This window comes from Streptomyces sp. NPDC086787, assembly GCF_044745865.1.
GTDB lineage: Bacteria > Actinomycetota > Actinomycetes > Streptomycetales > Streptomycetaceae > Streptomyces.
The window spans coordinates 121,829-143,932 of record NZ_JBIVBC010000010.1 but is presented as its reverse complement, the minus strand read 5'-3'; the positions used below and the strand labels follow the sequence as shown (position 1 = coordinate 143,932).

Annotated in this window: 18 protein-coding genes; 7 read left to right on the top strand and 11 right to left on the bottom strand. The window is 71.6% G+C overall.

Annotated features, from left to right (window positions below; all coding sequences use genetic code 11):
• Positions 1-24: 24 nt before the first annotated feature.
• Positions 25-651 (bottom strand): TetR/AcrR family transcriptional regulator, encoded by a 627-nt coding sequence (locus ACIPK3_RS23390; RefSeq protein ID WP_402572500.1) that lies wholly within the window; start codon positions 649-651, stop codon positions 25-27.
• Between the two features lie 59 nt (positions 652-710).
• Between ACIPK3_RS23390 and ACIPK3_RS23385 the strand changes: the two genes are divergently transcribed.
• Positions 711-2,333, top strand: coding sequence for an FAD-binding oxidoreductase (locus ACIPK3_RS23385; RefSeq protein WP_402572499.1), 1,623 nt, complete (start codon positions 711-713; stop codon positions 2,331-2,333).
• A gap of 55 nt (positions 2,334-2,388) precedes the next feature.
• Positions 2,389-3,396 carry an epimerase gene (locus ACIPK3_RS23380; RefSeq protein WP_402572497.1) on the top strand — a complete coding sequence of 336 codons (1,008 nt, stop codon included), beginning with the start codon at positions 2,389-2,391 and terminating at the stop codon, positions 3,394-3,396.
• Here the strand turns inward: ACIPK3_RS23380 and ACIPK3_RS23375 are convergent.
• From ACIPK3_RS23375 to ACIPK3_RS23365, 3 genes are all read right to left on the bottom strand, one after another.
• On the bottom strand, positions 3,359-5,725 hold the full coding sequence (locus ACIPK3_RS23375) for an ATP-binding cassette domain-containing protein (protein WP_402572495.1): 2,367 nt from the start codon (positions 5,723-5,725) through the stop codon (positions 3,359-3,361). The genes ACIPK3_RS23380 and ACIPK3_RS23375 overlap by 38 nt on opposite strands.
• Positions 5,726-5,944: 219 nt before the next feature.
• Positions 5,945-6,136: a hypothetical protein gene (locus ACIPK3_RS23370; protein ID WP_402572494.1), complete on the bottom strand. Its 192-nt coding sequence runs from the start codon at positions 6,134-6,136 to the stop codon at positions 5,945-5,947.
• 162 nt (positions 6,137-6,298) lie between these two features.
• Positions 6,299-6,637 carry a hypothetical protein gene (locus tag ACIPK3_RS23365; RefSeq protein ID WP_402572492.1) on the bottom strand — a complete coding sequence of 113 codons (339 nt, stop codon included), beginning with the start codon at positions 6,635-6,637 and terminating at the stop codon, positions 6,299-6,301.
• 261 nt (positions 6,638-6,898) lie between these two features.
• On the opposite strand from ACIPK3_RS23365, the gene ACIPK3_RS23360 reads away from it, so the two are divergent.
• Entirely contained in the window at positions 6,899-7,678 is a 780-nt protein-coding gene (locus ACIPK3_RS23360) for an SDR family NAD(P)-dependent oxidoreductase (protein ID WP_402572491.1), read from the top strand.
• 191 nt (positions 7,679-7,869) lie between these two features.
• Entirely contained in the window at positions 7,870-9,090 is a 1,221-nt protein-coding gene (locus tag ACIPK3_RS23355) for a ricin-type beta-trefoil lectin domain protein (protein WP_402572489.1), read from the top strand.
• Between the two features lie 34 nt (positions 9,091-9,124).
• On the opposite strand, the gene ACIPK3_RS23350 is transcribed toward ACIPK3_RS23355, so the two are convergent.
• The 6 genes from ACIPK3_RS23350 to ACIPK3_RS23325 all read right to left on the bottom strand — a co-directional run bounded on the left by ACIPK3_RS23350 (position 9,125) and on the right by ACIPK3_RS23325 (position 16,883).
• Entirely contained in the window at positions 9,125-11,575 is a 2,451-nt protein-coding gene (locus ACIPK3_RS23350; RefSeq protein WP_402572488.1) for a SpoIIE family protein phosphatase, read from the bottom strand.
• A gap of 173 nt (positions 11,576-11,748) precedes the next feature.
• Complete coding sequence (locus tag ACIPK3_RS23345) at positions 11,749-12,639, bottom strand: STM4011 family radical SAM protein (RefSeq protein WP_402572486.1); 891 nt, start codon at positions 12,637-12,639, stop codon at positions 11,749-11,751.
• A gap of 10 nt (positions 12,640-12,649) precedes the next feature.
• Complete coding sequence (locus ACIPK3_RS23340) at positions 12,650-13,984, bottom strand: STM4012 family radical SAM protein (RefSeq protein WP_402572484.1); 1,335 nt, start codon at positions 13,982-13,984, stop codon at positions 12,650-12,652.
• A complete protein-coding gene (locus tag ACIPK3_RS23335) occupies positions 13,981-14,796 on the bottom strand; it encodes an STM4013/SEN3800 family hydrolase (protein ID WP_402572704.1) in 816 nt (271 codons plus the stop codon). Before ACIPK3_RS23335 ends, ACIPK3_RS23340 begins: the two co-directional genes overlap by 4 nt.
• A 7-nt stretch (positions 14,797-14,803) precedes the next feature.
• The gene (locus ACIPK3_RS23330) at positions 14,804-15,919 is read right to left on the bottom strand and encodes an STM4014 family protein (protein WP_402572482.1); all 1,116 of its coding nucleotides are present in this window, start codon (positions 15,917-15,919) and stop codon (positions 14,804-14,806) included.
• Positions 15,920-15,923: 4 nt separating this feature from the next.
• A complete protein-coding gene (locus ACIPK3_RS23325; RefSeq protein WP_402572480.1) occupies positions 15,924-16,883 on the bottom strand; it encodes an STM4015 family protein in 960 nt (319 codons plus the stop codon).
• A gap of 173 nt (positions 16,884-17,056) precedes the next feature.
• On the opposite strand from ACIPK3_RS23325, the gene ACIPK3_RS23320 reads away from it, so the two are divergent.
• From ACIPK3_RS23320 to ACIPK3_RS23310, 3 genes are all read left to right on the top strand, one after another.
• Entirely contained in the window at positions 17,057-17,383 is a 327-nt protein-coding gene (locus ACIPK3_RS23320; RefSeq protein ID WP_402572478.1) for a hypothetical protein, read from the top strand.
• A 32-nt stretch (positions 17,384-17,415) separates the two neighbouring features.
• Positions 17,416-18,441: a DUF6745 domain-containing protein gene (locus ACIPK3_RS23315; RefSeq protein ID WP_402572477.1), complete on the top strand. Its 1,026-nt coding sequence runs from the start codon at positions 17,416-17,418 to the stop codon at positions 18,439-18,441.
• Positions 18,442-19,415: 974 nt separating this feature from the next.
• Positions 19,416-20,822, top strand: coding sequence for a hypothetical protein (locus ACIPK3_RS23310; protein ID WP_402572475.1), 1,407 nt, complete (start codon positions 19,416-19,418; stop codon positions 20,820-20,822).
• A gap of 71 nt (positions 20,823-20,893) precedes the next feature.
• On the opposite strand, the gene ACIPK3_RS23305 is transcribed toward ACIPK3_RS23310, so the two are convergent.
• On the bottom strand, positions 20,894-22,045 hold the full coding sequence (locus ACIPK3_RS23305; RefSeq protein WP_402572473.1) for a glutathione-independent formaldehyde dehydrogenase: 1,152 nt from the start codon (positions 22,043-22,045) through the stop codon (positions 20,894-20,896).
• Positions 22,046-22,104 lie beyond the last annotated feature (59 nt).

Below are 22,104 nucleotides of genomic sequence, written 5' to 3'. Positions count from 1 at the left end.
TTCTCGATAGATATCGATCGATAGTCAATCGGTTCGGCCCGACGGCGCGCCCTGGATCGCGACGAGGAGCCGGGCACAGCGGGCGCTCATCTCGTGTGCGGGCATCTCCGGATGGGAGATCCACCAGCCGAGCAGCGCACCGACGGCGCCTGTCCACACCTGCTTGAGCGCGTCGGCGTCGAGGGTGTCGCCGTTGCCCCGGTCGCGCAGCAGGGCGGCGGTGCCGTGGGTCGCCAGGGCGTCGATGGCCTCGCGGTGGCGGCGGGCGGCGTGCCAGGGGTCGGAGTCGGGTGTCAGGCTCCGGTCGTAGAGCACGAACCAGGAGTGCCGCTGGTTCTCCAGGACGTCGAAGAGGGCGGCGAGCACCGCGTGCGGCAACCGGTCGCCGGGCGGGCCGGACGCCATGGCCCGCTCGATCGCCCCGAGCAGGCGGGGTCCGACGTGGTCGACGCAGGCGGCGTAAAGGCCGTCCTTGGAGCCGAAGTAGGTGTAGAGCATGGGCTTGGTGACCCCCACGCTCCGGGCGATCTCGGCCATCGAGGCCGCCGAGTAGCCGCGCCTGCCGAACTCCTCCAGCGCGGCGGCGAGGATCTGCTGCTCCCGGCGGGCCCGCGGGACACCCTTCGTGCCGGCGGCTCTTGCGGTTGTCATGGTGAGACTATACGTTGCGGTAACTTACCACTGGGTAAATTACTGGAAGGTCGAATACCGTGACCGACAGCAGCACGCCGCATCCGGCACCGTCCGGTTCGCCCGCGGACCGCTCCTGGTGGGGCTGGGGCACCCTGGACAAGGCACTGTCCGACGCCGAGTGCACCGCCCTCGGGCAGCTGGTGCCCGGGGCCGCCGACACCCCGCTGCCCGTGCCGGACGTCTCCGCGCTCACCCTGCCGAAGGTGCGGGTCGAACCGCCCGCCGCACTCGCGCCGGTGATGTCTTCGGCGCCGCGGGACCGGGCCTCGCACACCTACGGCAAGGCGTACCGGGACGTGGTCCGGGCACTGCGGGGAGATTTCGCCGCCGCGCCCGACCAGGTCGCCCGCCCCCGCACCGAGCAGCAGGTGACCGAGGTTCTCGACTGGGCGGCGGAGGCCGGGGTGGCCGTCGTGCCGTACGGCGCGGGCAGTTCGGTGGTCGGCGGCGTGGAGTACCGGGGGCGGGAGCACCGGGGCGTGGTGTCGCTGGACCTGTCCGCCCTGGACCGGGTGCTGGAGATCGACCGGGTCAGCCGGGCGGCGCGCGTCCAGGCCGGCGCCCTCGGGCCCGGCCTGGAGGCGCAACTGCGGCCGCACGGACTGACGCTGCGTCACTTTCCGCAGAGCTTCGAGTTCTCCACGCTGGGCGGCTGGCTCGCCACCCGGGCGGGAGGCCATTACGCCACGCTGTACACGCACATCGACGACCTCGTGGAGTCGATGCGCGTGGTGACGCCCGTCGGTGTCAACGAGTCGATGCGGCTGCCCGGTTCGGGCGCGGGACCCTCGCCCGACCGGCTGTTCCTCGGCTCGGAGGGGACGCTGGGCGTGATCACCGAAGCCTGGATGCGGCTGCAGGAGCGGCCGCGCCACAAGGCTTCCGCGACAGTACTGTTCGACGACGTCCACACCGCCATGGGCGCCGTGCGCGCCATCGCCCAGTCGGGACTGCACCCGGCCAACTGCCGCCTCCTGGACTCGGGGGAGGCGGGTCTGGCGGGTGTCGCGCGGGGAGGTGAGAGCGTTCTCGTGCTCGGCGTGGAGTCCGCGCACTTCCCGGTGGACGGACGGCTGAGTGAACTCCTCACGCTGGCCCGCGACCACGGCGGCGCACCCGCCCCCGTGGAGAGCGGCGGTGCGGACAGCGCGGCGGACACCTGGCGTTCGGCGTTCCTGAGCATGCCGTACCTGCGTGACGCGCTCACCCGGATGAGCGTGGTCAGCGAGACCTTCGAGACCGCGTGCACCTGGGACCGCGCGTCCGAGCTGTACGAGGCCGTACGCGGACGGCTGGCCGAGGTCGTGAAGGACGTGACGGGTGCTTCCGGCACCGTCAACTGCCGCTTCACCCACATCTATCCGGACGGCCCCGCGCCGTACTTCACCGTCATCGCACCCGGCAGGCGCGGGTCGGAGGTGGCGATGTGGGACGAGATCAAGTCCGCGGCCATGGACGTCCTCCACGACCACCGCGCGACCGTCACCCATCATCACGCGGTCGGCCGCGACCACCGGCCGGGCTACGACCGCCAGCGCCCGGAACCCTTCGCCCTCGCTCTCCGCGCCGCCAAGCGGGCCCTCGACCCGGCCGGAATCCTGAACCCGGGCGTCCTCGTCGACCCCGCCGCCGCAATTTGAACATGTTCAAATACGCGGGCTAGGCTGGCGCCCTCAACCGAGCCGAGGGGGCCCGATGAAGGTAGTGCTGCCCGGGGGAACCGGACAGGTGGGCACGGTCCTGAACCGTGCCCTGACGGCGGCCGGTCACGACGTCTTGGTGCTGACCAGGCGCCCGGCACGGGACCGGGAGATCGGCTGGGACGGGGCCACGCTCGGCCCCTGGGCCGAGGCCGTCGACGGCTGCGACGTCGTGATCAACCTGGCGGGGCGCAGCGTCTCCTGCCGCTACACGCACGAGAACCTGCGCGCCATGATGGACTCCCGGGTGGACTCGGCTCGCGTGGTCGGCGAGGCGATCGCCGCCGCGGCGCGACCGCCGCGCCTCTGGCTCCAGATGAGTACGGCGACGATCTACGCCCACCGCCACGACGCGCCGAACGACGAGACGACCGGCGTGATCGGCGGCTCGGAGCCGGGAGTGCCGGACTACTGGGCGTACAGCGTCGAGATCGCGCGGAACTGGGAGCGGGCGCAGACCGAGGCGAGCACCCCGGCGACACGCAAGGTGGCGCTGCGCTCGGCGATGGTGATGAGCCCGGACCGGGGCGGGGTCTTCGACGTCCTGCTGCGGCTCGCCCGGCTGGGGCTGGGCGGGCCGGTGGCCGGCGGTGCGCAGTACGTCTCCTGGATCCACGACGACGACTTCGTGCGCGCGGTGGAGTTCCTGATCGCGCGGGACGACATCGAGGGCCCGGTGAACCTCGCGTCACCCGGCCCCCTTCCGCAGCGCGACCTCATGCGGGTCCTGCGCGCGGCCTGGGGTGTCCCGGTGGGTCTGCCGGCCACGCGCTGGATGGCGGAGCTGGGCGCGTTCGCGCTCCGCTCCGACACCGAACTGCTGCTCAAGAGCCGCCGGGTGGTCCCCGGGCGGCTGCCCGCGGCCGGGTTCGGCTTCGTTCGTCCCGGGTGGGAGGACGCCGCCGCCGACCTCGTCCGCCGGGTCCGGCATGCGCGCGGCCGTCGGCCCCTCTCCCCCGCGCGGGTCAGCGGCCGACGTACGTCGCCAGGTGCTCGCCGGTGAGGGTGGAGCGGGCGGTGACCAGGTCGGCGGGGGTGCCCTCGAAGACGATCCGGCCACCGTCGTGGCCCGCGCCCGGGCCGAGGTCGATGATCCAGTCGGCGTGGGCCATGACCGCCTGGTGGTGCTCGACGACGATGACCGACTTGCCGGAGTCGACGAGCCGGTCCAGCAGGCCGAGCAGTTGCTCGACGTCGGCGAGGTGGAGCCCGGTGGTGGGCTCGTCGAGGACGTAGACGCCGCCCTTGTCGTTCATGTGGGTGGCCAGCTTGAGCCGCTGCCGCTCGCCGCCGGACAGTGTGGTGAGCGGCTGGCCGAGGGTGAGGTAGCCGAGCCCGACGTCGGCGAGCCGGCCGAGGATCCGGTGCGCGGCGGGGGTGTGGGCCTCGCCGCTCCCGAAGAACTCCTCGGCCTCGGACACCGGCATGGCGAGCACCTCGCTGATGTCGCGGCCACCGAGGTGGTACTCCAGTACCGGCGCCTGGAACCGCTTGCCCTCGCAGTCCTCACAGGTGGTGGCCATGCCTGCCATCATCGCGAGGTCGGTGTAGACGACCCCGGCGCCGTTGCAGGTGGGGCAGGCGCCCTCGGAGTTGGCGCTGAACAGCGCGGGTTTGACACCGTTGGCCGTGGCGAACGCCTTGCGGATCGGGTCGAGCAGACCGGTGTACGTCGCGGGGTTGCTGCGCCGGGAGCCCCGGATCGGGGCCTGGTCGACCGACACCACGCCCTCGGAGGCGGGGACGGAGCCGTGGATCAGCGAGCTCTTGCCGGAGCCGGCGACGCCGGTGACCGCGCACAACACGCCGAGGGGGACGTCGACGTCGACGTTCTGGAGGTTGTTCACGCGGGCGCCACGGATGGCGAGCCGGCCGGAGGGCTCGCGTACCGTCTTCTTGAGGGCTGCCCGGTCGTCGAAGTGGCGGCCGGTGACGGTGCCGCTGGTGCGCAGTCCCTCGACGGTGCCCTCGAAGCACACGGTGCCGCCCGCCGTACCGGCGCCGGGGCCGAGGTCGACGATGTGGTCGGCGATCGCGATCGTCTCCGGTTTGTGCTCCACGACCAGCACCGTGTTGCCCTTGTCGCGCAGCCGCAGCAGCAGGTCGTTCATCCGCTGGATGTCATGGGGGTGCAGCCCGGCGGTGGGCTCGTCGAAGACGTACGTCGTGTCGGTGAGCGAGGAGCCGAGATGGCGGATCATCTTGACGCGCTGTGCCTCGCCGCCGGACAGGGTGCCGGCCGGCCGCTCCAGCGACAGATAGCCGAGGCCGATCTCCACGAACGAGTCCAGGGTCTGCCCCAGTGTCGTGAGCAGCGGTGCGACCGACGGTTCGGCCAGGTCACGGACCCAGTCGGCCAAGTCGCTGATCTGCATGGCGCAGGCGTCGGCGATGCTGATGCCCTTGATCTTCGATGAGCGGGCCGCCTCGGTGAGCCGAGTGCCCTCGCAGTCCGGGCAGAGGGTGAAGGTGACCGCCCGTTCCACGAAGGCCAGGATGTGCGGCTGCATCGACGCCTTGTCCTTGGCGAGCATCGACTTCTGGACCCGGGGGATCAGCCCCTCGTAGGTCATGTTGATGCCCGCGATCTTCATCCGGGTCGGTTCGTGGTGGAGGAAGGAGTGCAGCTCCTTCTTGGTGTACCTGCTGATCGGCTTGTCCGGGTCGACCAGGCCGGACTCGGTGTAGAGCCGGTAGTTCCAGCCGCCCGCCTTGTAGCCGGGAATGGTCAGCGCGCCCTCGTTCAGCGACTTGGAGTCGTCGTAGAGCTGGGTGAGGTCGATGTCGGTGACCGAGCCGCGGCCCTCGCAGCGCGGGCACATACCGCCGGTGACGCTGAAGGAACGGCGCTCCTTCACCTTCTGCCCACCGCGCTCCACGGTGACCGCGCCCGCCCCGCTGATGGAGGCGACGTTGAAGGAGAACGCCTTGGGTGAGCCGATGTGCGGCTTGCCGAGCCTGCTGAAGAGGATGCGCAGCATCGCGTTGGCGTCGGTGGCGGTGCCGACCGTGGAACGGGGGTCGCCACCCATCCGCTGCTGGTCGACGATGATCGCCGTGGTGAGGCCGTCCAGGACGTCGACCTCGGGCCGTGCCAGGGTGGGCATGAAGCCCTGTACGAAGGCGCTGTACGTCTCGTTGATCAGGCGCTGGGACTCGGCGGCGATCGTGTCGAACACCAGCGAGCTCTTGCCCGAGCCGGACACCCCGGTGAACACGGTCAGCCGGCGCTTGGGGATCGCGATGTCGACGTCCTTGAGATTGTTCTCGCGCGCCCCGTGCACACGGATCAGGTCGTGACTGTCGGCGATGTGCGGCTCGGCCTTGCTCATCCTGTCTCCCTGGCTCGGGCAGGGGCCCACGGTCGCCGGCCACCTGATCGGCAGCCACGCTACGTGCTCCGCGGGAGCGGCGCTTCTCCGTTCCTGACCGCGTTCCGGAGCTGTGCTCCGGAACCGCCCGAACCACCCGCACGACCGGCGCCGGCGCCCGAGCGCCTGACGTCCCCGGCGTCCGCGGATTGTCTCGCGCGGCCGCCGGGTGACGGCCGGTCAGCGGGCGTCGGGCGAGATCCGTGGCCCCGGCAGGCTCGGTTGCGGCAACAGGGCCACGGGGCTGCCGGGCCCGGCGCGCAGAACCTGCGCGAGGTCGCGCCGTATACGGTCCGCCTCGCCGCGCACACGGGCGGGAATGTCACCGCGCTCGGCGATGAGGCGGTTGTAGATCGGGGTCTCCTGGAACAAGTGGTGTCTGCCTTCCTACGAGCGGCTACGAGTACGGGTGCGGGGCACACATGTCCGGCACTCTAGGGTGCGGCACCGACTACGTGGGGGGCGCACGGGGGTGCGAGGGGGCGCTCGGCCGCGCCTCGGGAGACCGGTCCGTCGCGCGCCCCCGCAGGTGGTTCAGCGGTGATGCGCCATGACGCAGGTGAGCTTCTTCCCGTTGCCCGACTTGACGACCCACTTGTGGCCGCTGAGGCCGCCGAGGTCGAACCTGCCGGACTTGCTCGCGTGGACGGTGCCGTGACTGGATCCCGAGTAGGTCACTTTCGCGCCGCCGGGGAATCCCTCGCCCCAGAGGTGGAACCTGCCGTTCGACTCCGTTTCGACGTGGCATGCCGCCACGGACGGAGCGTCGGGGGCGGCAGGTGCGGCGGGTGCGGCGCCTGCCGCCGCCGAGGGGCCCAGCGCGAGCGCGGGGGCGACGAGGAACGAGAGTGCTGCCAGGCGAGTGCGGTTCATGGTTCAACCTGCTTCGGGTGCTGTCCTTGCGGCCTTGAGGGGACGCGACGGCTCCATCACCCACGGGCGGCGGTCGCGTGGAAACACCAGGGGCGGAAAAGCCTCACTCCGTCACGCCGTGCACACATCAACCACGTGGACCAGGCGTCCCAGGTCAACAGCCGGGACACTCCACGCGGTTGGATCTTCTGCCATCGTATCGTCCGGGCCGCCACCGGGCATCTCGTCACCGGAAGCCGTCGGCGATCTAGGGTGCGGGGCATGACCTCGCACAACTATCTCTCCGAACTCTTCTCGCTGGACGGCCGGGTCGCCCTGGTGACGGGCGGCAGTTCCGGTATCGGCCGGGCCGTCGCGGGAGCCCTCGCGCGGGCCGGGGCGCGGGTGGTCGTCGTGGCCCGCAGGGAGCGGGAACTGGCCGAGACCGTGGACGAGTTGACGGCGGACGGTGCCCGGGCAGGCTGGGTGAGCGCCGATCTGGGCACCCGCGAGGGGGTGCGCACGGCGGCGGAGAAGGCCGTCGGGGTGTTCGGCGAGCCCGACATCCTGGTCAGCAGCGCCGGGATCAATCTGCGGCCGCCACTGGGGGAACTCGGCGAGGACGTGTGGGACGCGACGATGGCGGTGAACCTGGAGGCTCCCTACCTGCTGGGCCAGCGCTTCGGGCCGCGAATGGCCGAGCGTGGCTTCGGACGGATCATCCACGTCAGTTCGCAGCAGGCGCACCGGGCCTTCGTGCAGAGCGGCGCCTACGGTGTCTCCAAGGGGGCGCTGGAGTCCCTCGCCCGCTCACAGGCCGAGGCGTGGTCGCCGTACGGGGTCACCTGCAACACACTGGTGCCGGGCTTTGTCATGACGCCGCTCAACTCACGGCTGTCCGCCGACCCGAAGCGGGTTGCGGCTCTCGCCGCACGCACACTGGTCGGGCGCAACGGCCTCGCCGAGGACTTCGCCGGGGCCGCCGTGTTCCTGGCGAGCCGCGCTTCCGGCTATGTCACCGGACAGTCGGTCTTCGTCGACGGAGGGTTCTCGGTGCACTGAAGCGGGGCGGGCTGTGCGCGGGTCTGCCGACCTGGTGAGCGATAGGGAACACCTTTTGTGCGATTATCATTCGCGCACGCCACCGGTGTCGTGCCGCGAGCCCCAACGACGGTGAACCCGAGCGGGGTTCTCGTCGTCTGAGCCGCTGAGCACGATGCACGCATCCCCAACAGGCCAACGACGGAGTACGGATGCCACCTGAGAACAAGGGAGCCCGCTCGGCTGCCGCCCCGTCCACCGCGACCGGTGCCGGCGCACCCGAGGTGCCCGAGGAGACCACGCCGCCCGAGAGCGGCGGCAGTCCGGAACGCCCCGCCGGTGGGCGTGCCGGCGCCTCCGCGGCCGACACCGGTCCCGCCACCAGTGCGGCACGTGAGGGTTCGTCACCGGAGACCGAACCGGACACCGGCACCGGAGCGGACGAAGCCACCGAGGCGACGGTGGAGGCCAACGCGGAACCAACCGCACCGGAGCCCGCCGCCGGTGCGGCCACCGCGTCCGGAGGCGGTCGCGCTCTCGGAGCCGGCGCCATTGCCAAGGGCGCCGTCGCGCATGCTCTCGCCAAGACGTCGGGAGGACCGCCCTCCACCGCCACGGCGACCGCACCCGGGCCCGGACAGCTCAAGAAGCCGGTGCTCGCGGCCGCAGTCGTGGTCGGCGCCCTGCTGACCGCTGTCCCGTTGGCGTTCCTGGCCCGCGACCGCGACTCACCACGGGCGCAGACCACGGCCTCGGATTCCCTCGACGGCACGGTACTCGGGGCCGGAGCGCCTTCCTCCCCGGGTACCTATGCCACCAAGGTCCCCCCGGCGAAGGGCAGTCCGTCCGGGGCCGCCTCCGGGCCGGGAACGAAGGGCGCCCCGAGCAAGGCCGGTGTTCCCGCCGTCGGCGCGGCGGGCGCCGCAGGCGCATCGGGCGTCACCCCGGCTGCCCCCGCGGCCAAGCCGAAGACCGCGCCCAAGAAGTCCTCGCCGGCCAAGACCGCGCCCAGGAGCGGCGGTTCCGCCGCCAAGAAGCCGGTGAAGGCCTACTTCCTCATCGATCCGCAGGCCGGTCTGTGCCTGACCGGAGGCAGCCCGGCCGCCGACGGCAAGCAGCTCCGGCTGGCGCACTGCAACGGCCTGGACGAGCAGCGCTGGGAGTTCCGGTCGGACGGCACCGTCCGGTCGCAGGGACTGTGCATGGACGTGGCATGGGCCGCCACGGAGAACGGGACCAGGATCCAGTCGGCCCGATGCAGCGGCAACTACGCGCAGCAGTTCTATCTGAGCTCGAACAAGGAAGTGGTGTCGAGGCTCGCCTCCAAGTGCGTGGACGCCCAGTGGTCGGGCACCACGGAGGGCACGCCGGCCATTCTGTGGACGTGCCACGGCTCCGACAACCAGAAGTGGGTCCAGTGGATCGACAGGTGAGCACGCGTCGGCCCTGAGAACGGCCGAGCGGGTGTCAGCCGCCCTCCCCGCCTCCCCAGTCGTCGGCGGGGAGCGGCTGCTCGGCCCAGATGGTCTTGCCCCGTGAGTGGTAGCGGGTCCCCCAGAGTCTGGCGAGGGTCGCGACCATGAACAGGCCTCGTCCGCCCTCGTCGGTGGCGAGGGCGCGCCGTACGTGCGGGGATGTGCTGCTGCCGTCGGTGACCTCGCAGATCAGGTTGCGGTCGCGGATGAGCCGCAGCGTCACGGGGGGTGTGCCGTACCGGAGCGCGTTGGTGACCAGTTCACTGACCAGGAGCTCGGTGGTGAAGGCCAGGTCGTGCAGTCCCCACTCCTCCAGCTGCCCGGCGGTCCAGGCACGGGCCTCGCCGACGGACTCGGCGACCGGTGTCACCTCGAAGGTGGCGTGGCACTCGCACGCCAGGGCTCGCACGCGCGCGAGCAGCAGCGCCACGTCGTCCGGAAGGTGATTGGGCAACAGCCTGCGCAGGATGTCGTCGCAGAGCCCGTCGAGGCTCCGGAAGGGGCCGTACGCCCATGGATCGGGGCCGTCGGCGCCCTCGGGCACCCACACCGAGCGCAGCAGTGCGGCGACATCGCTGTTGTTGCTCCACCATCTGGTCAGGCCCGCGGTGTGGAGGACGAGGGTGTCGCCCTCGGTGAGGGACACCCGGCCCGACTCGAAGGGAATCCCGCCGGTGCCCAGGGGCGCGCCCACGGGCATGTCCACCGCCTCGACGCCTCCGGCCGCGGCCATCCGCACCGGCGGGGGGTGCCCCGCACTCGCCAGCACACAGGTCCTGGAGATCGGGTCGAACACCGTGTACAGACACGTCGGTGGCGGAGTCGCGTCATCGCGTTGGCCGGGCTCTTCGTCCCTGGACCGGGTGACCTGGTCGTCGAGATGCGCGAGCAACTCCTCGGGCGCGAAGTCCAGGTCCGCCAGGGTGCGTACGGCGGTGCGCAGCCGGACCATGGTCACCGCGGAGCGCAGTCCGCGTCCCCCGGCGTCCCCGACGACCAGCGCGACCCGTGCGCCGGAGAGCGGGATGACGTCGAACCAGGCGCCGCCCAGCGCCACTTGCCCGGTCGCCGGAAGGTAGCGCGAGGCGGTCTCGGCGCTGCCGAGGTCGGGCAGGTTCTGCGGCAACAGGTTGCGCTGGAGCGTTATGGTCGTGGTGCGTTCGCGGGTGTAGCGGCTCGCGTTGTCGATGCAGACCCCGGCGCGGGTCACGAACTCCTCGGCCAGCAGGATGTCATCGGTCTCGAAGGGGTGGGCCCGGGCGAAGCGCGCGAAGGTCACCACGCCGAGCAGGGTGCCGCGGGCTCGCATCGGAACCACCAGACAGGAGTGGACGCCGCGTTTGCGCAGTTCCGCGGCCCGCCTCGAATTCCACCGGGTGACCGCGGCGTTGAACTCCTGACCGGTCAGCAGCAGCGAGCGGCCGAGCTCCAGCGCGCGGGCGACGGGCGAGCCGGGCTCCGCGGCGGCCGTGTCGATGGCGCCCGTGCCCACGAGCCGGGTGGGCCGGCCTCCGGGCAGTACCGTCTGCGCGGCCCGGCGCAGCGGCTCGGCCTCCGTCACCAGACCGCTCACCGGTGTGTTCACCGGTCCGTCGGCGCCGAAGACGGAGTCGAGCAGATCGACGTAGGCGAAGTCGGCGAACATCGGCACCGACACGTCGGTCAGTTCCTTCGCCGTGCGCAGGACGTCGAGGGTGCTGCCGATGCGGGCGCTGGCCGCGTTGACCAGGTCGAGCCGCTCTCGGGCGCGTGCCTCCTCGGTCACGTCGAAGACCATGTGCGCCAGGGCGATCACCGCGCCGCCGGTGTCGCGCAGCGGCAGGATGCTCTCCGACCACACCCGGTCCCGGTCAGGTTCCCGGGGATCGCGCCCGCGCACCTCGGTGCCGATCAGGGCCTCGCCGCCGGTCAGGACGTGCCGCTGCCGCTCCTCCAGCGCCGCCATGTCCAACAGCCCGTCGGGGGCCACCTCCCGCATGGTGCGGCCGACGACCTTCTCGGCGAATCCGGGAGCCCGGGTGCGGGAGTGGTTCTGGGCCAGGAAGCGCATGTCCGAGTCGAAGATGTCGATGATGAACGGCGACTCGGTGAACAGGCCGCGCAGCAGTGCCTGCCGCAGCTCGCCCCGCTCGACCGCCTCCGCGCTCGCGGCCTCCAGCAGCCACTGCTCCCCGCCGTCGTCACCCAGGGGATGGGCCCACATCGCCACCCCCACCGGCTGTCCGTCCCGGTGACGCAGTGCGACGCGGGCAGACCGGTCGGTGCGGCGCAGCGCCGAGATCCGGGCCAGGTCCTGCCGCGAGGACACGAGCCGTCCCCAGGACATGCCCCGGGCCTGTGCCGGGGTGTAGCCGAGCAACCGCGTGGCTCCGGGGCTCCAGCCCGCCACCGTGCCGCGCCCGTCCAGGACGGCGAACGCGTCCCCGCGGGGCTCGACCGGCATGTCTGGCAGCATGCTCTCGCACCGTTCCGTTCGGCATCGTCGGGCGGCGTCGCGCTCGGTACACCCACAGGACCATGGTGCCTCCGTCCCCCACCCGGGGCACGCGGGCGCCGTCGCCGCTCCGACGCGCCCAAGGGGCCCGGCTGCTCATTCCGGCCTGGTGGGCGCGCATGTCAGGTACCCGTGGGGGTGGCGGCCTCCTCCCGGGGCGGCTGAGGGCCGGCGGCGGCCGGGACGCGCTCCAGGACGCCGCCCGCGAAGACGTCGTACAGCGGCAGCGTCTCCAGGTGCACATAACCGATGTGGCAGTCGCAGGTGGCCAGGGGGCAGGGGCGGGGGCTCAGGGCGGCGCGGTAGGAGCCGTCGTAGAGGTTGCCGAGCGGGGTGCGGACGAAGTGGCAGCGGCGCACGGTCCCCTCGCCGTCCACGGAGATCACGGAGTCGCCGGTGCGGCAGGGCAGACCCGCGCTCGTGTGCGGGTGGCGGCTGAACGGGAAGAGCGGGTCCAGGGCCGTCCACCGGTCGGCCTCCGCGTCGGTGTAGGTGTGCCCCTCGGCGGCGTTGACCCAGAGGTAGACGTGCTCGGGCAGGTCGGCCCGGAGCCGGTGGGCCGTGTCGTGGTGTTCGGGAAGGCCGACGATGCCGACGCTGAACCGGACGCCCTGCCAGGTCAGGTCGCGGCACTTGGTGAGGAAGCGGTCGTAGGGCGTCTGTCCGGGGTGGTACGTGCACCACAGGGCCAGAGTGTCGGGGTCGGCCTCGGCCAGCCAGTCCGTGCGGCAGCTGAGGTTGGTCTGGATCGCGACCCGCCGGACGTGCGGCAGATGGGACAGTTCGGCGAGGGCGCGCCGGTACCAGGAGCGGACCAGTCCCTCGCCCCACGGGGTGAACAGGATCGACAGGCGGTCGCCGCTCTGCTGCGCGGCCCAGGTGGCGAAGCGCTCCAGGGCGGCGCGGTCGGCGCGCAGTTGGGCGCCGGTGTCGCGGCGCTTGGCGAACGGGCAGTAGGGACAGTCGTAGTCGCAGGAGGCGAGGGGACCCCGGTAGAGGAGTGTCAGGTCCATGAGCTGTCCGTCACTTCCTCTCGTAGGCGGCCATGGCGGCGCGGACCGCCGGGGAGAACAGCTCGGGTCCGATCGCGTCGGAGTGGGCGAGTCCCTCGGGGGTCAGTCTCAGCACGGCCCGGTCGTCGGCCAGCCAGCCGCGGTCGGCGAAGCGGGCGAGTTCGGGGCCGAAGTGGTCGGCGGGGGCGGCGCCGAAGCGTGCCCGGTAGTCGTCCAGGGGCAGGCCCTCGGCCTGGAGCAGGGACTGGAGGAGGTGGCGGCGCCTCGCCTCGCCGGGGTCGATGGGGCGGCCGTACTCGGCGTGGGCGAAGTCGGCGGCGGGGCGTGAGACGTAGTCGTCGATGATCCCGCGGATCTCGTGCATGTCGACGGCGTAGTCGAAGGAGTAGTGCAGGCCGGCTGTGTAGGAGCGGGCTCCGCAGCCGAGGCCGATCATGCCGTCGGTCTGGCAGGCGTAGTCGTCGGCCCCTTGGGGCGGGGCGTCGGCGCGGCGGAACATGCGCATGGACTGCTGGGCGTATCCGTGCGCGAGGAGGTGGTCGCGGCCGGCCCGGTAGAGCCGCAGCCGCTGTTCGTCCCAGGCCGGGTCGGGGCCGGTGGAGCGGCGGCCGAGGCCGGTGAGGGGCCGCACGTACAGCGGATAGAGATACAACTCCTCCGGGCGCCAGGCGAGGGCCGCGTCCAGGGAGTGGAGCCAGGTGTGTTCGGTCTGGCCGTCTATGCCGTAGATGAGGTCGATGTTGAGCACGGGGAGACCGGCCGCACGGACTCGGGCGAGGGCCGCCTCCACGTCCGCGCGGCGCTGCGGGCGTACGGCCGCACGGGCCTCGGAGTCCACGAAGCTCTGCACCCCCAGGCTGAGCCGGGTGGTGCCGCGTTCGGCGAGGACCGCGAGCCGGTCGGCGGTGGCGGTGGCCGGGGACGCCTCGACCGACAGCGGTACGGCGCGCAGGTCAGCGCCCATGCGCCGCTCGGCGATGTCGCAGAGCCGGTCGAGTTCGGCGGCGGTGAGGTAGGTCGGGGTGCCGCCGCCGAAGGCGGCCGTGGCGAACCGGACCTCGTCGGTGTCCCCGAGCGCCTCCCGCACGGCCCCCGCCTGACGCTCCAGGGCGTCCAGATAGGCGGCGGTCAGGCCTTCGGGGGCGCCGATACGGGTGAACAGGTTGCAGAAGCCGCAGCGGACCTCGCAGAACGGTATGTGCAGGTAGAGGGAGAGGGTGTGCTTGGGTTCGGCCGCCCACAGCCCGGCGAGCGCGGGCCGGCCTTCGAGGCGGCGGTAGGCGGTCTTGTGCGGGTAGGCGTACACGTAGTGCTGGTAGGGACTGGTGAGTTGGGCGGTGGTCATACGGCGGCCTCGTCGGTCTCCAGGAAGAAGTGGGCGTACGGCACGGTCCACACGGACTCGTGGCCGAGGCGGTGGCCGGTGTAGCCGTCGTCGCCGTAGGCGGTGCCGTGGTCGGAGCAGACGATCGCGAAGCAGCGGCGTCTGCTGCTCGCGGCGGCGAAGAGCCGTCCGATGTGCCGGTCGACGTACTCCAGGGCGGCGGCGTGTGTGGCCCGGTTGTCACCGGCCTCCCGGGTCGCGCCGGGCAGGTGGAACCAGTTCGGCTGGTGCAGCGCGGAGACGTTGACGAACAGGAACAGCTTCTGGTTGGCGGGCAGTTCGCGTACGACGCGTTCGGCGTGAGCCACCTGGTTCTCGAACGAGGCGGGTGAGGTGACACCGAACTCCGGTGCCCAGTGGGACTCTTGGAAGAGGCCGGGCAGCACCGAGCCCAGCGGTCCCTGTTTGTTGAAGAAGCCCACTCCCCCGACGCACACGGTGTGATAGCCCTCCTTGGCGAGGCCGGAGACCAGGTCGGGGGTGTCGTAGACAAAGGTGCCGTCGGCGGTTGTCTCACTGCCCGCGAAGCTCGCGGCGAACAGCCGCGGATGCGGCCCGGGAGCGGCCGGGGTCGGCAGAAAGCCCGCGAAGATCGCCTGGTGGGAGGCGTAGGTGAAGTTGCCCGGGGCGTGCCGCTCCTCCCAGCGTCCGTCCGGGAGATGGCGGGCGAGGTGGGGAATGCGGCCCGCCTCGGCCAGTTCCACGGCGACGTCGTGGCGCAGGGTGTCGAGGGTGACGAGGAGGATGTCGTGGCTGCCGACGATGTGCTTCATGTCGAGCTCAGGCATGGGGAGTTCCTGTTCTGTGCCGGTCTTGCAGTACGGCGGCCACCTGGGCGCCGTAGGTGTCCAGGTGCTCGGCGCCGCTGCCGGGCAGGCCGGTGAGCCGGGGCAGCAGGTCGCCGAAGGCGTTGACCTCGCCGACGGCGGCCCTGCGCCAGCCGACGGCCGGGAGCAGGTCGACGCCGACGCAGAGGGTGCGGGGGAAGCAGGCCGCGGCCCGTTCGCACACGCCCAGTACGTCGGCCCAGCGGGTGCCCGCGGCCTCGAAGGACCGGCGGGCGGCGTCGAGGTCGCCTCGGCGGCCGCCGAGGTGGAGGTTGGTCATGGGCCGGCGGCTGGTCCGCACGACGGCGTGGGTGGCCCGGCCGGCCACGACGACGACCCGGAGGTCGGCGGCGCGGCCGTCCTGGGACGCCTTCGGCAGCCAGCGTTCGAGGTGCAGCCCGTCCGGGGCGAGCGCGTCGACGATCGCCGCGACGACGTGCTCGCTCTCGTAGCGGCGCACCCTCAGCGAGTTGTACAGGCTGCCGTCCGGGGCGAGTTCCACCGAAGTGGTGGCCCTGAACCGACCGCCGCCGCCCGTCTCGACGGCGAGGACACCGGACGCGGACGAGCCGTGCGCCGGTTTGACGAACAGCCGGTGCATCCGGTGCTCGCGCATCAGCGCCCTCACGTCGTCCCAGCCCCGCACCCGGGCGCCCCGCTCGCCCGAGGTGGGCGAGGCGGGGACGGGTACCCCGGCGGCGTCGAGTACGGCGTGGCACCGCCGCTTGTCGAACAGCACCGCGAGGTCGCCCGGGTCGTCCAGGCGCACGCCGCCGCGCAGCCCGGACAGCGCGGCGGTGAACCGCGTGTACCAGCGGGCCGAGCCCTCCACCCGGGTCGGGTCGCCGACTCCGCGCAGCAGCCGGTCCACGTCGGTGTTCTCACCGGGTGACTCGATCCGGACGACGTCGCCGGGGTGGAACTCGGCGCCGCCGCCGCGCAGTACGTCCGTCCAGGCGACGATGCGCGGGGCGGGGAGCCCGGCCGCGCGCACCGCGTCCGCGAAGAGGGTGACGCGGCGGTTCTCGGGGTTGCCGACCACCGCGAAGCGCGGTCCCGGACGGGTCATGTGCCTACTCCCCGACTGCGACGTACCGCCACACCGTGCCGTCGCTCTCGACGTCCTCCGCGGCGCAGTCGCGGTCGAGGTCGACCTCGACGCCGGCCGGTTCCAGGGTCTGCCGGATCCGGTCCATCAGGGGCTCGGTGAGGTAGTGGTGGTGGAGGTCGAGCCGCTTGAGGTGGGTGAGCGGCTGGCCGGCGAGCAGGGCGGCCGCGCCGTCGTCGGTGAGGACGCCCATGGACAGGTCCAGCACCTCCAGGCGGGCGACGACCGGCGCGGCGGCCACCGCGGCGGCGACGGCGTCCTGCATCTCGCTGTTGCGCAGGGACAGATGCCGCAGGCTCGGCAGCCGGGCGCCGAACAGGATCGGCTCCAGGTCGGCTGCCTCGCTGTCACCGCCGTAGTCGGGGGTGCCCAGGCACAGGTCCAGGTGCTCCAGCGCGGGCAGGTCGCTCGCGCCGACCCCGCGCACGACCGCGGCGGGCAGTCCGCCGGTCTCCATGCTGAGCCGGCGCAGCGAGGTGTGGGTGAGCGCGGTGAAGCCGAGGTCGGTTCCACCTCGGACGCCGAACTCCTCCAGGGCGGGGAATCCGGTGAGCAGCGGGGCGACGTCGGTCTGGTTGATCCAGGAGATCTCGCACTCCTCCGACTCCATGTCGCCGAGGAACAGCGCGCGCAGTGCCGGGAAGCGGTCGCGCGCGGCGAGCAGCGCCTCGATCACGTCGCTCGGGTCGGTTTCGTACGCGTCCAGCCAGGCTCCGACTATCAGGGCTCGCACCCGGGTGCTGTCGACGGCCGCCTGGAAGCGGGCGAAGGCGTCCGTCCAGCTCTCTTCCTCGCCGTACATGTCACTGCTGACACGCCAGGCGACGGCCTCCGCCTCGGGCAGGCCGTCCGTCGACTCGCCGGAGTCGGGGAAGGTGTGGGCGGGCAGCCCGTACAGCTCGTGCAGGTGGTCACCGATGGTCATGCGGACTGCTCCTGTGGTGAAAAGGGGGCCGTTCCAAGGTGATCGCAGTTGTACCAAGGGGGTCTGACAACGGCGTGCGGCGGGGTGCGGGTGCGGGCCCGTTGTCAGTGGCGGCCCATACGGTCTGTGGCGGATGGCCGGTGCGTGGTGTGCCGGCCGGAGGGAGGCATGCCGTGTACCGGCAGGGAGACGTGTTGATCGTGCCCGTCGCGCGAGAGGCGGTGCCCGCACACGTGGCGACGGCGCCGAGGGAGCCGCGTGACGGCCGGGGCCGGCTGGTGCTGGCGCTGGGCGAGGTCACCGGGCACGCGCACGCGGTCGTCGGGCCCGGTGAACTGGTGTGGGAGTCGGGGCCGTTCGGGCCGATGCTGCTGCATCTGCCCCAGGGCGGACGGGTGGTGCACGAGGAGCACGCGGTGATCGCTCTGCCCAGGGGCTGGTACCGGGTGATCCGGCAGCGGGAGTACGTGCCGGGGTCCGTGCGGATCGTGGCGGACTGAGCGGGGTGCGGCGGAAGGTGACGGAGGATTCGATGAGTGTCGTGGACGTCGAGGACGAGTTGGCCCTGGGCGGGACGGGGCTGTGGCGTGCGTGCGCCGCGGAGACGGCCCCCGCCGACCGGGCGCGCGCCGAACAGGGGGTTCGGCTGGCCTACCGGCGGGCCGGGCTCGCGGAGCCGCGGCGCATCCTGTGGGCGCGCTCGCCGCGGGAGGCGGTCGCCCTGATACGGACCCTGGAGGACACCGGCCCCAGCGTCCGGGAGGCGGTGCGCAGCGCCCCTTGGGCGGCCGAACGGCTGCGACTGCACGCGGAGTTGGGTGCGGCGGGCTGGTCGGCGCACTGGGCGGCCACCGGCGGCCGGCTCTGGGACGGCACACAGGCGCTGGTGGAGCGCGTCCGCCAAGGTGTGCTGGAGGAGTTCACCGATGCCGGGGCGGAGGTCCGGCTGCTCCTGCTGGACGCCGTGCTGGGGCAGCACGACGCGCCGTGGCTCGCCGCCTTTCCCACGGACCGGGCTCCGCTGGACGGGCTGGGCGAGGTGTGCCGCAGCGCCGGCTGGTGGTGGCCGTTCGCCGAGGTCGCCGTGGTGTGCGAACGTCCGGTCGCGCTGCACCGCGACGAGGCGGGCCGGCTCGACCACGGGGACGGCCCGGCCCTCGCCTATCCCGACGGATTCGCCCTGCACGCCTGGCGGGGCATGCCGGTGTCGGCGGCGTTCGTGGCGGAGCTCCGCACCCTCACCCCGCAGCGGATCCGGGACGAGGAGAACGCCGAACTGCGCCGGGTGATGCTGGAGTACTACGGCTACGATCGATACCTCGCGGACTCCGGGGCACGCCCGGTGCACCGGGACGCGACCGGAACGCTGTGGCGCGTCGAGCTGGCGGGTGACGAGCCGGTGGTGATGGTGGAGGTTCTCAACTCCACGCCGGAGCCGGATGGTTCACGGCGTACGTACTGGCTCCGGGTGCCACCGGCCACCCGTACGGCCCGCGAGGGGGTCGCGTGGACGTTCGGGGTGCCGGCGGACACGTACGAGCCGCTGCGGGAGACGTGAGATCCGCCGCGCCGGGGAACGCGTCGCCTGTCGGGCACTGGCCCCGCGGGGCCTTGTCGCCATCTCCGGTTCTGAGCCGCCTTGGCGCCTGGGCCGGCGGTGTGTCCGAGGACGCCGGGCGGACCGGGGAGCGGGTGTGTGAGGGCTGTGGTGAACGGCTGAGGCCGGGATCCCGGCCCGACGCGGTGTTCTGCTCTGCGGTGTGTCGTGCCAGGTAATGGCGTCGGGTCCGCCGGCTCGAGTCCCTGACGCACCCGGAACGGTTCAGCTGTCGTGCGGTGCGGATGGTCGCCGAGGTGCGGCCGGAGTACGCACCGAGTGGGCCGCAGCGCCCAGAAGCTGGGCATCGTCACGACCGGGACGCTGCGCAAGTGGGTGCGGCAGGACCAGATCGACGCCGGGAACGGTCCGGGCACAACGCGAGGAGTCGGCCGAGCTGAAGCCGGCCAACGTCATCCTCAGAGGTCGCGGCGTCTTTCGTTGCCGCCGGGCGCATACGAGGCCAACTACCTTGGCTACGGGGCCCTGAAGGTCTGGCGGCACCCGAACCGCCAGGATGCCGCGGGGCCTGCCGCACCGTCGAGCGCCTCGTGCGTGAACCCGGCATCACCGGAGCGGTCCGCGGCGTAGGAGGCGACCACCACCATCCCCGACGCCGGCGCGGAACGGGCCCCGGACCTCGTGGACCGCGATTTCGCCGATCCTCACGCCCTGTCACCTGCCTGGAGCACCCGGCGGCGCGGCAACAGCCGAATCCGCACCGCAGGGCTTGAGATTTGCGTGGGACACCCGGTGAAGCCCATCTTCCGGCGCCACACCGCCCAAGGAAGTGCATGGACGGCTCCGTGCGCCGGCCCCCGCGAGGGGAACCGGATCCGGCAGCCGGGCACCACACCGACTACCGGCTACCGGACGGCTCCCGGTCAGCGAATTCAAGGAGCCCGGTGAAAAGAACGACTCGGGAGGCTCGACCAATGGCGCGACGCAGCAGCGCAGCCCACCACACCCGCCAGGAGACCCGCAGCACCGGTGCGCCCCGCGCCGTGCGGCAGCGGGCCGCCGCACTCACCCTCACTCTGGCCGTCAGCGGCCTGGCGGGAACCATGCCCGCCCACGCCGCCGCCCCCACCCCCGTCGGCTGCAACGCGGACCCGATCGCAGCCGGCACCCTCCTGAAAACCGCCATCTCGACCGCCTCCCCCGGTGACACCCTCTCCCTGGCCAGCTACTGCGTCTACGGCTACGACGACTCCAACAAAACTGACGCCACCAACGCCCTCGTCATCGACAAGAACCTCACCATCACCGGCAACCACGCCACCCTCAAACGCACAGCCGGCACACTGCGCCTCATCCACCTCACCAACACCTCCACCCTCACCCTCGACACGCTCGCCGTCATCAACGGCAACCCCGGCAACGACAACGGAGGCGGCATCTCCACCGATGCCGGCACCACCCTCACCGCCACCAACCTCATCCTCCAGGGCAACGCCGTCGGTTCCGCGGCAGGCGGCGGGCTCTACTCAGTGGACAGCACCATCACCCTCACCGGCGGCACCATCAAGGACAACCGCACCGGCCCGGCCACCTTCGCAGGCGGCGCCTACCTGAGCGGAACCGTCTTCTTCCACGGCGTCACCGTCACCGGCAACCGGGCCGGCGCGTCGGGCGACGGCGGGATCTACCAGTCGGACGGTGACCTCACGATCGACCAGAACTCGGTCATCAGCAACAACACCGCCGCCTACGCCGCCGGAATCGAAACAGCAGGCGACTCGGTGACCATCATCAACAGCCGCATCACCAACAACACCGCCACCGAAAACGGCGGCGGCATCTACGCCGGAGCCAACACCACGATCCTGATCGACTCACTGGTCTCCGGAAACACCGTAACCAAGTCGGATACCCCGCAGGGCGCGGGCATCTTCGTCGGTGATCCGACGACGTTGTCCGGCACCACCGTCTCGAACAACAAGCTCATCGGCCAGAACGGACAGGGCGCCGGCATCTACATCTCCGGTTCGCCCCTGACCGCTGTCAGCAGTTCGGTGATCAGCGGGAACCTTGCCTCCGGCCAGTACTCCACCGGCGGCGGCATCCACGCCGACTCCGGCTCCGCGTTCCTCCAGAACACATCCGTCAACGCAAACAAAGTCTCCGGCACCGGCTCCTTCGCCGCCGGCATCTACAGCACGAACTCCTCCTTCTCCCTCCTCAACAGCACCGTCAACAACAACACCGCACCCAGCACACCCGCACCCGGCGGGATCTGGACCGACAGCCAATTCGGCACCACCGCCGGCTCCACCATCACCGGCAACACCCCCACCAACTGTCTCCTCAGCCCCGTCATCCCCACCGGCTGCATCGGCTGACAGCACAGACCCCGCGTCCCCGCACCACCCCGGTCCGGTGTGGGGACGCGGAACACCCACGATCTGATGGCTCATGCTGCCAGCGCGTGCCCCGGATGCAGTACGACCTTGGTGTAGCCCTCGATCCGCTGATCGAACTTCTGGTAGGCGCCCGGGGCGTCCTCCAGCGGCAGTTCGTGGGAGACCACGAAGCTCGGCTTGGCGCGGCCCGCGATGATGAGGTCGCGGAGCTGCCGGTTGTAGCGCTTGACGTTGCACTGGCCAGTGCCCATCTGCTGCCCCTTCTCGAACATCTTGCCGATGGAGACCAGCAGTTGGCCGTGCTTGGCGTGCTCGTCGGGGCCGCCCGGGTCGGACGGCACGTACAGGCCGGGTATGCCCAGCATGCCGGTGGGACGTACCGTCTCGACGAGCGCGTTGAGGACGACGGCGGGTTCCTCGTGGCTGGCGTCGTGCGCCTGGGCCTGGTAGCCGACGGCGTCCACGCCCTTGTCGGTGCCCTCGCCGCGAGTCTGTTCCCTGATCTGTTCGGCCGGGTCGCCCTGGGTGAAGTCGATCGGGATGGCTCCGATCTCCTCGGCCTTGGCGAGCCGTTCCGGCACGCGGTCCACCGAGAACACCATCGACGCCCCGCGCAGGAGTGCGGAGTAGGCCGCCATCAGCCCCACGGGACCGGCGCCGAAGACGGCCACGCTCTCGCCCGGGGTCAACTGCGCCAGTTCGCATCCGTGGTAGCCGGTGGGGAAGATGTCGGCGAGGAGGACGAAGTCGGTCTCGAACTCGGTGCCCGGCGGCAGCTTCAGACAGTTGAAGTCCGCGAACGGCACACGCAGCAGTTCCGCCTGGCCGCCCTTGTAGGGGCCCATCGCCACATAGCCGTACGCGCCGCCGGCGAATCCCGGGTTGACGGTCAGGCAGAATCCGGTCTTCCCGGCGAGACAGTTCTTACAGAAACCGCAGGCGACGTTGAACGGCATGACGACACGGTCCCCCTCCGACAGAGAGGTGACACCGTTGCCGACCGCCTCGACGATGCCGAGGTTCTCGTGTCCGAAGACGATGCCCGCCTCGGCGGCGGTACGGCCCTCGTACATGTGCAGGTCGGAGCCGCAGATCGCGCTCGACGTCACCCGTACCAGCACGTCGTTCGGGTGCTGGATCCCCGGATCGTCGACATCCCTCACGACCACGCTGAAGGGCTCTTCGTAGACGACGGCCTTCACCTGAATCACCTCCGCGTTCCGGGATACTTCCAGGGAACGTCCGCTCGATTTGTGGTGCA